The 15,255-nt window shown below is 65.5% G+C and carries 12 protein-coding genes; 2 read left to right on the top strand and 10 right to left on the bottom strand.

Going from position 1 to position 15,255, the window contains the following annotated elements; all coding sequences use genetic code 11:
• The first annotated feature begins 209 nt into the window (after window positions 1-209).
• On the top strand, window positions 210-2,354 hold the full coding sequence (locus F812_RS0103045; RefSeq protein ID WP_020084485.1) for a methyl-accepting chemotaxis protein: 2,145 nt from the start codon (window positions 210-212) through the stop codon (window positions 2,352-2,354).
• Between the two features lie 101 nt (window positions 2,355-2,455).
• Here the strand turns inward: F812_RS0103045 and F812_RS26920 are convergent, their stop codons facing one another.
• From F812_RS26920 to F812_RS26765, 3 genes are all read right to left on the bottom strand, one after another.
• Window positions 2,456-2,983 carry a C40 family peptidase gene (locus F812_RS26920; RefSeq protein ID WP_245257612.1) on the bottom strand — a complete coding sequence of 176 codons (528 nt, stop codon included), beginning with the start codon at window positions 2,981-2,983 and terminating at the stop codon, window positions 2,456-2,458.
• 163 nt (window positions 2,984-3,146) lie between these two features.
• Complete coding sequence (locus F812_RS0103035; protein WP_020084483.1) at window positions 3,147-3,635, bottom strand: peroxiredoxin; 489 nt, start codon at window positions 3,633-3,635, stop codon at window positions 3,147-3,149.
• 67 nt (window positions 3,636-3,702) lie between these two features.
• Complete coding sequence (locus F812_RS26765; RefSeq protein ID WP_020084482.1) at window positions 3,703-4,431, bottom strand: protein-disulfide reductase DsbD domain-containing protein; 729 nt, start codon at window positions 4,429-4,431, stop codon at window positions 3,703-3,705.
• A 303-nt stretch (window positions 4,432-4,734) separates the two neighbouring features.
• On the opposite strand from F812_RS26765, the gene F812_RS0103025 reads away from it, so the two are divergent.
• Window positions 4,735-5,349 carry a YqgE/AlgH family protein gene (locus tag F812_RS0103025; RefSeq protein ID WP_020084481.1) on the top strand — a complete coding sequence of 205 codons (615 nt, stop codon included), beginning with the start codon at window positions 4,735-4,737 and terminating at the stop codon, window positions 5,347-5,349.
• An 82-nt stretch (window positions 5,350-5,431) separates the two neighbouring features.
• On the opposite strand, the gene F812_RS22330 is transcribed toward F812_RS0103025, so the two are convergent.
• The 7 genes from F812_RS22330 to F812_RS0102990 all read right to left on the bottom strand — a co-directional run bounded on the left by F812_RS22330 (window position 5,432) and on the right by F812_RS0102990 (window position 15,037).
• Entirely contained in the window at window positions 5,432-9,304 is a 3,873-nt protein-coding gene (locus F812_RS22330; protein WP_020084480.1) for an EAL domain-containing protein, read from the bottom strand.
• Window positions 9,301-9,900, bottom strand: a complete 600-nt coding sequence (locus F812_RS0103015) for a GNAT family N-acetyltransferase (protein WP_020084479.1) — start codon at window positions 9,898-9,900, stop codon at window positions 9,301-9,303. The genes F812_RS22330 and F812_RS0103015 overlap by 4 nt, the downstream gene beginning before the upstream one ends.
• On the bottom strand, window positions 9,900-11,195 hold the full coding sequence (locus F812_RS0103010) for a M16 family metallopeptidase (RefSeq protein ID WP_020084478.1): 1,296 nt from the start codon (window positions 11,193-11,195) through the stop codon (window positions 9,900-9,902). Before F812_RS0103010 ends, F812_RS0103015 begins: the two co-directional genes overlap by 1 nt.
• Complete coding sequence (thrC, locus tag F812_RS22325; RefSeq protein ID WP_040497885.1) at window positions 11,192-12,601, bottom strand: threonine synthase; 1,410 nt, start codon at window positions 12,599-12,601, stop codon at window positions 11,192-11,194. The genes F812_RS0103010 and thrC overlap by 4 nt, the downstream gene beginning before the upstream one ends.
• 164 nt (window positions 12,602-12,765) lie before the next feature.
• Window positions 12,766-13,521 (bottom strand): SURF1 family protein, encoded by a 756-nt coding sequence (locus tag F812_RS0103000; protein WP_020084476.1) that lies wholly within the window; start codon window positions 13,519-13,521, stop codon window positions 12,766-12,768.
• Window position 13,522: 1 nt separating this feature from the next.
• Entirely contained in the window at window positions 13,523-13,915 is a 393-nt protein-coding gene (locus F812_RS0102995) for a DUF983 domain-containing protein (RefSeq protein WP_020084475.1), read from the bottom strand.
• Between the two features lie 162 nt (window positions 13,916-14,077).
• A complete protein-coding gene (locus F812_RS0102990; RefSeq protein WP_020084474.1) occupies window positions 14,078-15,037 on the bottom strand; it encodes a cytochrome c oxidase subunit 3 in 960 nt (319 codons plus the stop codon).
• Window positions 15,038-15,255: the final 218 nt, after the last annotated feature.

Raw genomic sequence — 15,255 nt, 5'->3', positions numbered from 1 at the left:
GTATCCGGCGAACGGTGATCCGCCCGCCGACGCCGCCTCCCCCTAAAACCATTGGCGCACAATCACGAGGCAATCGGCCCCGGCCCTGCGCGTGACGTGCGTCAAAGCGCACCAATCTTAGGGATTCATTCCCGGATTTCGTAAGATTTTACACATCCATTGCTAGGAATATAGGTGAAGGAAATAAGTTAACTGGCGGAAATAAATAGATGTTGTCCACGCTGCGTCTTCGTCTTCCGATCGCCATCGTCGGTCTCGGATTGGTGAGCTCAACGATCATGGGCTGGATCGGATGGTCCGGCGCAAGAAGCGCCTTGGAGGCATCCGCCTTCGACCGGCTTAACCTCGCAGCCGAATCCCGTCGCACCAGCCTCGAGCTCGTCGCAGACCGCCTGCGCGTCGACACCAGGAACATCGCCGGCCACAAGCTGGTGCTCGACAACATCGGCGACCTGACCGAGACGCTGAGCAAGTCCCCCGAGGCCCGCACGCAGGCGCTGGAATTCTTCGCTGGCCTCCCGCCCGAGCAGCGCGCCGAGAATGACGGCAGCATGTCCGGCACCATGTACGGCCTGCGCCATTCCAAGGTGCATCCGATCGCGATGACGGCGCTCACGCAGGCGAAGTACGACGACATCCTGCTGCTCGATGAGACCGGCACCATCGTTTACACGGCAAAAAAAGGCGCAGAGTTCGGCCAGAAGATCGGCACGCCCGCGACGGAAGGCTCCGGCCTCGAGACCCTGCTCGATGCGATGCAGAAGGCTGGCGACAAGGACGTGACCTTCCAGGATTTCCGCGAGTCCACACTGTCCGCCTCGGGCCCCCTCGCATTCATCGGCACGCCGATCCTCAAGAAGTCGAACGTCGCCATGGACAGTGCCCAGCAGGATATTCGCGTCGGCTATGCCGTCATCCGCGTGGCACCCGCCCTTCTCGACCAGGTCTTGAGCGATCGCCACGGCCTCGGCAAAACCGGCGAGACCTACGCCGTCGGCACCGACGGACTGATCCGCACCAACGCACCCCTCGCCACAACCCCGACCGCTGGCAAACCCGCCGCGATGATGGGCTTCGATGGCAAGTCTTCGAGCGAGCTTTCCCGCTTCCATCGCAACGGCAACGCCTATCTCACCGCTGGAAACAAGGTCGAGTTCCTCGGCGCGGCGTGGAACGTTTACGCCGAGCAGGCGGACGACGAGGCCCTCGCCGCCGCAGCCGGCATTTCGCGCACCATGGGATTGGCAGCACTTCTGATCGTCGGTGCCCAGATTCTCGTTGGCTGGCTGGTCGCTCGCGGCATCGTGCGCCCCATCGGCGCACTGACGGCAGCCCTCAAGGCCCTTGCCGGCGGCAAGCTCACCTCCCAGATCGCGGGCAGGGAGCGCCGAGACGAAATCGGCGAGATCGCCCGCGCCGTCGAAGACATCCGTACCTTCACCGCCGCCGAGACCGAGCGCCGTGCGGCGGCCGCCGAGGAGGAGCGCCGCGAGCGCGAAGCCCAGCGCCGCCAGCTCACCGAAAGCCTGGCCCGCGATTTCGAGGAGCGCGTCGGCACGGTCGTGAGATCGGTCGCCCATGCGGCTGGCGACTTGGAGAAATCGGCGCTCGAGATGGCCGCCATCGCCGACCAGACCAAGGCCAGCTCCGTCAGGGTCGCAACCGCGACCGACTCCGCCAACCACGAGGTTCAGTCCGTCGCCGCCGCCTCCGAGCAGCTTTCGGCTTCCATTCGCGAGGTCGCATCGCTGACCTCACGCTCGGGCTCCATCGCCTCCGAAGCGGACAGGCATGCCCAGCAGACACACGAGATCGTCGCGTCGCTCTCCTCGAAAGCGGCGACCATTCAGAACGTCATCGACATGATCAAGGCGATCGCCGAACAGACCAACCTGCTGGCTCTCAACGCCACCATCGAAGCCGCGCGGGCGGGCGAAGCCGGAAAGGGCTTCTCGGTCGTGGCGAGCGAGGTGAAGGCCTTGGCCAGCCAGACCACAAAAGCCACCGGAGAGATCGCAGCCCAGATCGACGCGGTCGGCAGCGAGGTCAAGAACGCCGTCGACGCGGTATCGAGCATCCGCACCGTGGTGACCGACATCAGCCACGCCGTCGTCGCCATCTCCTCGGCCATCGAGGAGCAGACTGCGGCCACAGGCGAGATCGCCAAGTCCGCGCAGAGCGCCGCCGGCGAAACGGCCTCCGTCTCGACGAACATCGAAGAGGTCTCGCAGGCGATCACCACCACCGACCGGGCGGCAAATGACGTCGTCGAGCGGGCCCGTAGCCTCGGCAAGGAGGCATCGGACCTCGACCACAGCCTGCGTCAGTTCATCGAGCGGCTGCTCGCGGCATAAGCCCCGCCTGACGGCTGGCCAGCGCACGAGGGGCGCAGGCCAGCGTCACGCGGAATGCGTGGACCGGCTCGCCGGACAACGCCAGGCGAGCCAAGGTTGCATCAGCCTACGCGGAAGACGGCACCGGCCACGGAGCGGGCGCGCGTGCGAACGGCGCCCCCGTCGTTGCCGGAGCGAACCAGCCACTGCCCATTGGGCGCGCGGCCAACGATCTCGCCGACGTGGTGACGCCAAACGACAACGGCGCCGACCTGCGGGCCGCTCGGGCTGCCCCACTTGCTCCAGTTCCAGGCGACGTTGAGATGCGCGCCACCGCCGCGCTGCGTGCGCATCCACCAGCCGCACCAGGCGCGCGGACGCGGACCGGCGGAATGGCTGCCGCTGCTGTAGGACGAGCGTGACTCGTAGCTCTGAGTTGCGTAGCGCACCCGCTGGGCGCGGCCGCGCGAGGCGACGCGCTGACGCTTGGCGCGCGGCGTGCTCACCCGCTGATCGGCGACGGAAGCAGAATGCTGGACGAAAGGATTCCAGCTATCGCGGGCGGTTTCGCGAGACGGACGCGCGTCCGCAGACGTCGCGCCAGCGAGTACCAACAGAGTCGCCGCGACGGCGAAGACGTTCTTTCTCATCTCAAAGGTCCCCATACTATTGCGTACTGAACAAGGCGCCAGTCGCACGAGCACCGGGCAGAAACAAGGAAACGGAACGCAAGCGCGTCAATATGTCCACCCTGAGAAACCCCAGACTGGCTTGACATGTGCTAAGTAAAATGAAGTATTTATTTCTGTTGTTTTACTTGAGAGCCGCCAGAACTTTTTCGGCAGTCGCCTTGTTATGCTCGGGAGGACTGTCTTCGATGCCGAGATATTTTACAACGCCGTCCTCGACGATCATCGCGTAGCGCTTCGAGCGAGTCCCCAATCCAAAGCCCGAAAGATCGATATCGAGACCGATCGCCTTCGCGAAATCTGCGTTCCCGTCGGCGAGCATCTCCACATCGTCCTGTGCATCCCGCGCCTTGGCCCATGCAGTGAGTACAAACACATCATTCACGGCCGTACACGCAACTGTATCCACACCTTTCGCCTTGAGATCGTCCGCTCGCCCGACGAAGCCCGGCAGGTGCTGCTCGCTGCAGGTCGGCGTGAAGGCACCCGGCACGGCGAACAGCACCACCGTCTTGCCCTTGAACACCTCGCTCGACGACACCGGCTTCGGACCGCCCTCGCCCATGATCGTGAACTTCGCCTCGGGGAGTGTGTCGCCAACCTTGATGCTCATCTCGGGTCTCCTGCAGTCTTAGGGTTGAGGCTTAGTAAAACTACGTAGTCGATTGGGACGCGGACCGTCACTTGGCGACAAACGTCGCAAACGAGGATCCCGCTTCACCGACGAGCGTGACCGTCACCGGCTTTCCCTTGAGCGCCGAGAGGTCCACGTCGCTGCCGAGTGCGGCTTCGAACGTCAGGACTCCATCGGCTGACGGCCGGCCCACAAGCTCGGGAATCGGCAGAAATAGGCCATTTGGAGCCTCTAGGAAGGCTTCCGCCCCCGTGACACCCTGGGGGAAACGCGCCGCGATGGAGATCTTCGGCTGGGCGCCGCCGAGGTCGGCCTCGGCCTTGATCAGAGCCGGATCGCCGTCGCGGAGCTTGTCCTGCGCGCGGGGAACGCTGTCGAGCGCCTGCGCCGCTTCAGGCGTCAGCGGATCGGCTTCATCCGGCGCGATCGTGAGCGACAACGACACGTCGATCGGCACACACACGTCCTTGCAGATGCCGTACTGAAGATCGACCGCGAGCGCGACCGGCTCACCGTCGTTCGTGGGCGCGATCGCCACGGGCAGGATCAGCCCGTCGTGATAGCCGATCGTGTTGCCCGACTTGTCGATGAAGCGCTGCGGCGCCGGAAACATCACATCCGCGCTCGCGAGGTTGGTAGATTTCGACCAATCGAAAGACGGCGGCAAGCCACCCGCGTCTCCAGGCGCGCGCCAGTATGTTTTCCATCCCGGCTCGAGCACGATCTCGACGAAGGCGAGGTGCTTTTCGCCCTCTTGAGACGCCTTTCCGGACACCAGCCGCGCCTTCGTTTTGTGTCCCGAAACCCAGGGCGACTCTGCAGCGAAAGCGGGCGCGGTGCCGCTTGAAGACGCCACAACAAGAGCAAATATTACTTTGATGATACAGCCGTAAGCAGGTGAATTCGGGCGCAGCATGAAGTTTCGGCTCTCTTTCGCACAGACAAAAGCCCAAGGATTTGGCACAGCGGCGGGGCTCCTCCGCACAGCCTCGCGACCGTATCTATACGGCGTAAAGCGATTTTGCGCGGCACAAAACACGGCTTCACATGCGGCCTCAGTGGGGGCTAGTCTCGATCCATGACCACGCCGAGATCGAAGCGCAAGAGACGGAGCGACACCTTCCTCAAGGGACAGCTTCTCGTCGCGATGCCATTGATGACGGACCGGCGATTTGCCCGCTCGGTCATCTACATGTGTGCCCATTCCGATGATGGTGCAATGGGTCTCATCATCAATCACCGCGCCGATCACATCAGCTTTCCGGATCTGCTTGAGCGCCTCGGCATCATTCCGAGCGGCTCCGACGAAGGAATTTCGAACGACATCCTCGAACGGCAGGTTCACGTCGGCGGTCCTGTCGAGACGGGCCGCGGCTTCGTGCTTCACTCGTCCGACTACTATTCGACGGAATCCACGCTGCCAATCGACCACGAGGTCAGTCTCACGGCTTCGATCGAGATTCTGAAAGCGATCGCCTGCGGAGAAGGCCCGCTGCACGCCATGCTGGCGCTCGGCTATGCCGGATGGTCAGCGGGACAATTGGAAAGCGAGATCCAGGCCAACGGCTGGCTGCACTGCCCGCCGGATCTCGACCTGCTGTTCGATCCCGACATCGAGGACAAGTATGCACGCGCCCTCGCCAAGATCGGCGTCGACCCGTCCCATCTCGTGAGCGACGCTGGCCACGCTTAGGCTCGGCTAAATCCAACCAGCGAGCGAGTTCGCAGCCGGATGTATCCCTCGGCTACGTGTTGCCTGCTGCCCGCTGCCATCCTCAATTCTGTTTACGCGCAACACCGGCCAGGCGTGCGAGGCTCTCGGCGATCGCGGGCGGCAGGTTCGAGAAATCCGGATCGGGCCGCGCGGGCCCGGGAGCAGGGCGGCTGGCGGCGGCTGGTGCGGGCTTTGCGGCCTGAACCCTCGGCTGAACCTGTGGCGGGCCGGACGGTGACGGCTGCACCCCGATGTTCGGCGGCAGACCGGCAGGCAGACCCGCGCCAGGAACAGGCGGAGGAGCAGGCTGCACCAGAATAGGCCGCGGCGCCTCGGGCACGACGTGTGGCGGCGGCGCAGGCGGCGTGAGCGCTGAGAGAGCTGGTCCCGGCAGCGGCGGCGGTGAGGGCGGCGGCATCGGCGGAGGTGGCAGATCGGCGCCACGAAGCGGCGGCGGCATATCCGGCCCGGGTGCGGGCGCACGCGGCTTTGCGATCCCGGCAGGCGGAGCCGAAGCCATCGGCACCACATCCGGCAACACATCGGCAAGGCGCGTCATGAGCTGTGGGGCAGACGGCACTGGTCCCGCGGCAGGCGGTGGCGGAGCAAACGCTGCTGCCGGAGGCGCGGCACCAAGCGGCACCGTCGGTTGGGGTGGAACGCCCGGCGGCGGCATGGCGGCGGGCTTGCCGTTCGCATGAGGCTCCGGCGATGTACCGTTTACACGCTCCGGACGCAGACGCCCGCGCCGTGCGGCCAGTTGCGCGCTGTCCTCACGCGGACGCTGCTCGGCCTGCGGAGCGTGCAATGCTCGCGGCGGCGGAGCAGAAGGCGGCCGCGCGGCGCCATTCGCGCCCATCGGCGGCGGCGCATTGGCGGCCTGGGCGGCACCGGCGGCAGCCACCACGGCCTCATCCGGCTTGTGCGAGGGAGCGCCCTGCGCTTTGCCGCCACGCCGCTTCTTCGTTTTCGGACGGAACACGCCGACCGGCTTGTGCTTGTTCTCGGTGGTCCGCACCGTCGCGAGCACCTGCAGCACCTCGGCCTCGGCGATGGCATCGCCGCAGTAAGCGCCCTGCGCATACTCGCACCCGATCGAACGCAGGAACCCGACCTCGCTCTCGGTCTCGACGCCCTTGGCCACGACCTTCTTGCTGAGCTCGTGGGCAAGCGCCACCATCGAGCGGACGAGCTGGCCTTCGTTGCTGCTCTTCGCATTTCCACCCTGCATGAGGGACTGATCGATCTTCACCGTGTCGAACGGCAAACGGTCGAGATAGGCGAGCGACGAATAGCCGGTACCGAACTCGTCGAGCACGATCTCCGCGCCCGCCCCGCGCAGCCACTCGAGCACTTCCGTCGACTGCTCCGGATTTTCGAGCGCGATCTGCTCCGTCACCTCAAGGCGCAGCGAGCCTTTCGGCACCACGGTGCGCCCGAGAATGTGGCGGATCTCCTGAATCACGTCCTGCCGGAAGAGATGCCGGCACGAGATATTGACGCTGACGAACAGCGGCGCCTCGCTGCGCGGAAATTCCTTTTGCCACGCGATGACATCGCGCGAGGCCCGCTGCAGGAGATAGGCTCCGAGCTTGGCCACGAGATCCGTCTCATCGGCAAACGGAACGAACACCGACGGATCTATGGTGCCGAGCTGCGGATGATCCCACCGCGCAACGGCCTCGAAGCCCGCCAGCTCCTCGGTTGGAAGATAGATGATGGGCAGGTAGGCGATGCGAACCTGGTTCTTCTCCATCGCCCGGCGCAGCTCGGCTTCGAGCGCGGCGCGGTCGTCCTGCTCGCCGCGCATCTCGGGCGTGAAGACCTCGATGCGGTCCGCGCCCGCGCGCTTGGCGCGGAACATGGCAATCTCGGCCTTCTTGAGAAGATCGTGGCTCTTCTCCTCGTTCTCGAACATCGCGATACCGATCGAGCCGGTGAGCACGATCTCCTGCCCTGCGATCTTGATCGGCGACCGGAGCGAGCGGCGAATGCGCTCCGCGTGCTGGGCGAGCTCGCCCACGGACTGGTCGGCAAGCACCAGCAGCGCAAACCGATCGCCGCTGACGCGCGCGAGCGTGTCGTTAGGGCCGAGGTGACGCTGCAGACGCCGGGCGATCGTGAGAAGCAAACTATCGCCCAGCACGAGGCCGAGAGACGAGTTGACGCTCGTGAACTTGTCGATGTCGATGATGAGCATGGTGGGCCGCACCTGCGGCTCCGCCGTCGCACGCCGCATGGCGACCTGAAGCCGGTCGAGCAGAAGCTCGCGGTTCGGAAGTCCGGTCAGGCTGTCGTGAACGGCATCGTGCAGAAGCCGCTCGTGCGCGCGCTTGGCATCCGTCACGTCGCGAATGAGGCCGACGCATTTGAACGAGCGCGGATCCGTGCCCGGCACGCCCGCCGCCTCGATCTCGAACCAGCGATAGTTGTTGTCCGCCTGGCGGAGACGGAAATCGCAACAGATCTTGCCGTCGCGCCGCTCCTGCACCGTGAACAGCGCAAGCCTGAACCGCTCGCGGTCGGAGGGATGCAGATGGCGCATGAACTCGTCGGTGCGCGAGGAAAGGTCGCCCGGAGAAAGCCCGAGCAGCGCATCGACGCTGGGGCTGACTTTCACCTCGTCACGCCGTGCATTCCACTCCCACACGGCCGCGCCCGATGCGTCCACCGCAATGGAGCGGGCCTGGAGTTCGGAAGGCGCGGCGCCATAGACGGGCTCCCCTGAGCGGAACGCGTACTGCGTCACGGTGAAACCGATCGACAGCAGGATGAGCACGAGGCCGGACACGAGCCCGAACACGACCACCTCGCCGGAGAGCTGGCCCGTGAGAGCCACGCCCGCGCCGAAGATCCACACCAGGAACAGGATCCAAGTGGGAATGAGCGAGAGCGCGCGATCCTGGCCGCGCAGCGCGAGGAAAAGAATGAGCCCAGTGCCCGTGAAACCGATGAACACGAAGGAAAGACGCGCGAACGTCGCAGCAAGCCTCGGATCGATGATCGCCACGGCGATGAGCGAGAACTGCGCCAGCAGCCACACGCTGATCAGCATCCGGATGAGGCCGTGCCACAAGGCAAGCCGCAGGAACACGTGGAGGAAGAGAACGAGGCTCGCCGCCAGCGCCGATTCCGCCGCCGCACGGTAGACCGCATTGGCTTCGGGCTTCATCTGGAACAGCTTATGAAAGAAGCCGAAGTCGACGCAGAGATAGGCGAGCGTGCACCAAGCGACGAGCGCCGATGCCGGGAAGATCAGCTTGTGGTTGGCGGCGAAGATGGCGGTCAGGAAGATCGCCATCAGACCCGTGAGGCCGAGCAACACGCCATTGAAGAGCTGGCGGTCCGAGATCTTGATTTCGTAGTCGAGCGGCTTCCAGAGATAGAGGCGCACGAAACGCTCTGAGCTCATCTCGGCGACGTAGGTAATGGTCTGCCCGGGCTCGAGCGTGATGCGGAAGAGATCCGCCCGGTCGCTCTTGATGCGCTCGGGAACGAAACCGATCGACGGTGTCACCGCCTCGATGCGGCGCGCGTCGAGATCCGGCCACACAACGCCGGAGCCGATCACGCTGTAACGATCCGCCGACAGCCAGCGCTCCACCGGCCGGTCCGTGGGATTGGTGAGCGCGAACACGATCCAGTTGGGGTTCGTGCCCGACGTGGTTGCGGAAACCGACATGCGGCTCGCAAGACCATCCGCGCCGGCCGCTGTTTCCACCTGAAGGCTGTCGCCGCGCGCTTCGTAGAGATCGCCGAGCGTCGTGATCTCGATCCGGCCCTGGTCGGGGCTGATCTCGATCGCCTTGAGGGCGAGCGCGGGACGAGCCGCGAGCACGACACCGCAAAGGACAGCGAGCAGCAGCGCGGCAAGCCGCCCCGCGACACCCCCAGGCGCGACGCAACGGAGGATCGGCCGCGCGAAGCCCCTCACGGTTGCACCTCCCCGGCCATCCAGTCCTCGGCGAGGATCGCGAACACGACATGATCCTGCCAGGCGCCGTTGATCTTGAGATAGCGCCGGGCGAGCCCTTCCTTGAGAAAGCCCGTGCGCGTCAGCACCTCGATGGAGCGCCCGTTGGTCGGCTGAACTGCGGCCTCGATGCGATGCAGGCGAAGCTGCTCGAAGGCGTGCGGCAGCACGGCTTTCACTGCCGCCGTCATGTGCCCGCGCCCTACGAAGGGAAGCCCCAGCCAGTAGCCGAGCATGGCCGACTGCGTAACGCCGCGCCGGACGTTGGACAGCGTGACGCCGCCCATCAGGCGGTCTGTCTCTGCTTCGAAGATGAGAAACGCATAGCCGAGGTCGTCGCGCGCCTCGCGCTGATAGTGCTTCACGCGGCGCCGGTAAGCGCTCTTGGTGAGGTCGTCCCGCGGCCAGGCCGGCTCCCACGGCGTGAGATGCGCGCGGCTTAAAGTCCTGAGCTCCGCCCAAGGAGCGTAGTCGCTCATCAGCGGCGGACGCAGCCACACCCCGCGGCCTTGGATGACCGCCCACTCCGACGAGTTTCCGGCCCTCAGGAACGCCATCAGGCTGTCCTTGCCTCCGAGCTTGCCGCCCCGCGCCCAATGCGTTGCGCGGCTTCCGACGCGAGCCGTTCGGAAACCTTTCCGGCTCCCACCACGGCGACCGATGGGCTCCGCGCGATGAGTTGCTGCGCGAAGCGTCCGATATCCTCGACGCTGACCGCGTCCACGTTTCGGATCAGCTCGTCGCTGCCGACAATCCGTCCGTAAGCCAACATTTGCCGTGCCATCTGCTCGGCACGGGCAGACGATGATTCCAAGCTCATTAGCAGCCCGGCCTTGAGCTGAGCTTTCGCCCGGTTCAGTTCCGCTTCGGAGGGTCCGCGCCGCGCCACATCCTCGAGCTCGGTGCCCGTCACGTCGATGAGGCTCGCCATCGTTTCCGTTCCCGTCGCCGCGTGCACCGCGAGAAGCCCCGTATCGGAGAGACCCCACGCGGACGAATAGATCGAATAGCAAAGCCCCCGCTTCTCACGAGCCTCCTGGAACAGGCGGGACGACATCCCTCCGCCAAAGAGACCCGAGAAAACCTGGGCCGTGAAATACTCCTGAGCGCGATAGGAAGGACCTTCGAACGCAAGCACGAGATGGCTCTGCTCGAAACGTTTGTGATCCCAACGGATGCCACCGTGGTAGCGCGCCTGCTCCTCACCCTCGATTCCATGGGAAGTGAGCCCCCCGAATAGGGCCTCAGCGTGGCGGACCAGAGGCTCGTGGTGGACGGCGCCGGCCGCCGCGAGCACCATGCTGCCGGGCCGGTAGTGGGTTTTCAGGAATTGCTGCAGATCAGCCGGCGAAAATCGCTTCACGTTGGCGGCCGGCCCCAGGATGGTTCGCCCGAGCGCCTGGCCGGGGTAGGCCGCCTCGTTCATCAGCTCGAAGGCGATGTCGTCAGGCACGTCTCGCGTGGCCGCGATCTCCTGCAGGATCACCTCGCGCTCGCGTTCGAGTTCGTCGGATGAAAACCTCGAGTTGAGCAGAATGTCGGCCAGGATCTCCAGCGCAACCCCTTCGTCGCCCTTAAGAACCCGGGCGAAATAGGCGGTGGTCTCGAGCCCCGTCGCAGCGTTCAGCTCTCCGCCAACCGCTTCGATCTCCTCGGCGATAGCCTGCGCCGAGCGGCTCGCCGTTCCCTTGAACGACATATGTTCGAGAAAATGCGAGATGCCGTTCTCGGCCAGCGTCTCGCTGCGGGACCCCACCCCGACCCAGATCCCGAGCGACGTGGTCTCGAGATGCGGCATCGTGTGGGTGATGACCGTGAGACCGTTGGAGAGCCGCGAGATCTCTTCCGTCATGACGCCCCCGCGGAAGCCGGCTGCACCGTCCCCTCGACAAAGCGTTTTACCGCCTCGACGTCGTTTTCGAGAACAGGATAGCGCTCGGCATCCGTGAGCAGGTTCGAGAGACGCGGCGGCAGGCCGGGCCGCTCGCCCGTGATCCGCTCCATCGCGTCGGGAAACTTCGCGGGATGCGCGGTCGAGAGCACGATGCCGGGCACCGCCGACTGCGGAACCGTCTTTTCGAGCGCAACGAGACCGCAGGCCGTATGCGGATCCAGAAGATAGCCGCTCGCCACGCGCGTGCGCCGGATGGCATCCGCCACCTCTGCTTCAGAGGCCGACGAAGCCGCGAAATCGCTCTTGAACTGCGCGGCCGTTCCCGCGAGATCGAAACGCCCGCCCTGCGAGAGCGAGCCCATCGCGCCGCGGATGAACCCGGCGTCGCGCCCAGATGCCTCAAACAGGTAGCGCTCGAAATTCGAGGAGATCTGGATGTCCATCGAAGGCGACGTCGTCTCCACCACGCCCCGCATCTCGTAGACGCCGGTCGCGTGGGCGCGCGGAAGGATGTCGTTCTCGTTGGAGGCGATGACGAGCCGCTCGATCGGCAAGCCCATGCGCTTGGCCACCCACCCCGCGAGAATATCGCCGAAATTGCCGGTCGGCACGGAGACGGTGATCGGCCGATGCGGCGCACCGAGCGCCGCGCCAGCGACGAAATAGTACGTGACCTGCGCCACGATGCGGGCCCAGTTGATGGAGTTCACGCCCGAGAGCGAGAGCCGGTCGCGGAACGCATGGTCGTTGAACATCGCTTTGACCAGCGCCTGGCAGTCGTCGAACGTGCCCTTGATCGCAACCGCGTGTACGTTCGCTTCCTTCGGCGTGGTCATCATCCGCCGCTGGACATCCGAAACGCGCCCATCTGGAAAGAGGATCACGACATCGACGCGCTTCGAAGAGCGGAACGCCTCGATTGCGGCCCCCCCCGTATCGCCGGACGTCGCGCCCACGATGGTCGCGCGTTGGCCGCGCTTCGCGAGCGCATGATCCATGAGCCGCGCGAGAAGCTGCATCGCCACGTCCTTGAACGCGAGCGTCGGCCCGTGGAACAGCTCCAGCACCCACCGGTTGCGGTCGATCTGCACGAGCGGCGTCACCGCCGGATGGCCGAACTGGCCGTAGGCATCACGCGCCATGCCGAGCAGCGTCGACTTGTCGATCGACCCGCCGACGAAGGGCGCCATCACCTCGACGGCCACCTCCGCGAACGGCCGGCCGGCAAACGAGGCGATGGTCTCGCGCGAGAGCGCAGGCCACGTCTCGGGCACATAGAGCCCTCCGTCGCGGGCGAGCCCCTGCAGCAGCACATCCTCGAAGGTGAGGGAAAGCACTTCGCCCCGGGTGGAAATATAGGTCACGAGCTTGGCATCCTGGGTTGTACGGGCTGCCGGCCGCAAACGATCGAGTGTTGGCCGGAAACGCGCGGAAACCGGCTTCCGAGCCGGGATCCGATCTTGTCTCTAACGCTGTACCGGGCGGCCCGCCTGCGATCAAGCCAAGGCCGGACGGCGGGCTCCCGCCCCTATGCGTTCCGTCGCCGCGTCCAGGCAAACGCCGCGAACACTGCGAGCAAGGTGGCAGCGAGACCGAACCAGGTCAGCGCATATTCGAGATGGCGGTTCGGAATGTCGAGCCGGGTCACGCCCCCCTTGGGCCAGCCGCCCGGATTGGCAGGCTCAGCTGTCGCGTCGACGAAGAACGGCAGCACCCGCGCCCGGTCCTCGTCCGAGCCCAGCGAGGCCGCCATGCCGTCGAGATCCCGCCAATACCAGACGTTTCGCGTCCGGTCGGCATCCGGCTCGAACCACCCTTTGACGCCGGCCTTGCGCACGAGCCCGCGGACGGTCACGCGGCCCTCGATCTGCCCGGCGGCCCGCGCCGCGGGCTCCTTGAACTCCTCCGGCACGAAGCCGCGATTGACGAACAGGATCTTGCCGCCGTCCGTCTCGAACGGCGTGTAGATGTGCCAGCCCGGCCCCTCCGCGTCGACGGCGAACAGGCGTCGCTCGTCCCCATGGCGGAAATGCCCGCTCACAGAAACCGGCCGGTACTCCTCGTGGCCGAGCTGCTTCCAAGCCTCCGCCGGCTGCTCCAGCGGCATGGGCTCCTTGCCGAGGCTCTCGTTGATCGAGGCGATCAGCGTCTCTTTCCAGGCCAGCCGCTCGAGCTGCCAAAAGCCGAGTCCGAGCAGAATTGGCAGCGCCACGAGCGTCATCAGCGCCGGCACCATGAGGCTACGGCCGCGCGGCGCGCCGCCATTGAGATCGCCGGATGTCATGTCAGTCCTTGGCCAACCGGCCCTCTTCCGCTTTGTTGACCCACTGCAGCGCGATCAGGATCGCCTTGAGGAACCGCAGCAGAATGAACGCCAAGAGCGGCGTGACAACGCCCCACAGTGCCACATGGACCCAAAGCGGCGGCCCGAAGCGGAATTCGACGATGAGCGCGAGCCCCAGCACCACGAAGCCGAGGATCAGGATGGCGAAAACGGCGGGGCCGTCTCCGGTGTCGATGAACTTGTAGTCGAGACCGCACTTGCTGCAGGCAGGCTTCAGCATCAGGCCGTTGTGAAACAGGGAGCCCTGGCCGCACCGGGGGCAACGCGCGAGCAGACCCGCCACGATTGGCGACACGCTCTGGCCCCGCTCGTGCGCATTCTCGCTTCCGCTCATCGACCGTCTCCTCGCTTGCGTAACTCTAGGTGGCCCCGGTGTGCGCTCCGGATCGCGAAGGTCCGAGGGCTCGTCTGTCCCGTGCCTACCCCGGAAAGGGCAAGGGGCCGGGCAAAAAACCCGACCCCTTCCCCTTTTGCGTCGCGTTGTCCCTGACGAGTGTCAGTGACCGGCGCCCGGATGAGCGCCCGCGCCCCACACATAGATTGCGGCGAACAGGAACAGCCAAACCACGTCGACGAAGTGCCAGTACCAGGCAGCGGCCTCGAAGCCGAAGTGCTGCTGGGGCGTGAAATGGCCCTTGATCGCGCGAAGCAGGCACACCAGCAGGAAGATGGTGCCGATGATCACGTGCGCGCCGTGGAAGCCCGTGGCCATGAAGAAGGCGGAGCCGTAAGCGTGGCCGCCGAAGGTGAAGGCGGCGTGCATGTACTCGTAAGCCTGCGTGATGGTGAAGAGCACGCCGAGCACGACGGTGGCGAGCAGGCCGAGAACCAGACCGCGGCGGTCGTTCTTGAGCAACGCGTGGTGTGCCCACGTGACCGTGCAGCCCGACGACAGCAGGATCAGCGTGTTGACGAGCGGGAGGCCCCACGGATCGAAGGTGCCCTTGAAGTAGCCGTTGACCGGCGCACCCGTCGTGGGGACCACGGCATCCGTCGACTCGACAGGCACCGGCGGCCACTGCCCGCCGAACAGCGCGTTCCGCTGCACCATGCCGAGCGCTTCGGAGACGTTCTCCGGCTTGTAGATGTCAGCCGGGAACAGGGCGAAATCGAAATAGGCCCAGAACCAGGCGACGAAGAACATCACTTCCGAAGCGATGAAGAGAATGATGCCGTAGCGGAGGTGAAGCTGCACGACCGGCGTGTGATCGCCGCGGTGCGCTTCGATGATCACGTCACGCCACCACATGTAGGCGGTGGCGGCGAGGCCCGCGAAACCAGCCGCGAACACCCAGGGACCGTGCATGCCGAACAGGCCCGTTGCGCCTTCACCCGTCGAGCGCATCCAGATGATGGCGCCGACGGCCGTCACGAACGCCGACAGGGATGCCGTCAGCGGCCATGGGCTCGGATCGAGCAGGTGGTAGTCGTGTTGCTTGCCGTGCGCTTGGGCCATATTCGTCTCCACAGTCCCCGTTCGTTTGTATCCCCCGGCCTTGCCGAAAGCTCGCCCGACACCATCGAGGTTGTCGGCCAATCTCTCGTCTCGGCCCATCGATTTACCCGCAGCAACTTCGGCTCCGGGGTCTTCCTTACTCGATCCAGGGCACGCTTCGCTTCGCGAACCGGACGCCCAGGTCTTCCTTTGCGGCATTTTCCGCGACGGACCGGATG

It is taken from the genome of Hyphomicrobium zavarzinii ATCC 27496, from assembly GCF_000383415.1.
In the GTDB taxonomy this organism is placed as follows: Bacteria; Pseudomonadota; Alphaproteobacteria; order Rhizobiales; family Hyphomicrobiaceae; genus Hyphomicrobium_C; species Hyphomicrobium_C zavarzinii.
Note: the sequence above shows the minus strand (reverse complement) of the source record. Positions and strands in the feature narration are given on the sequence as shown.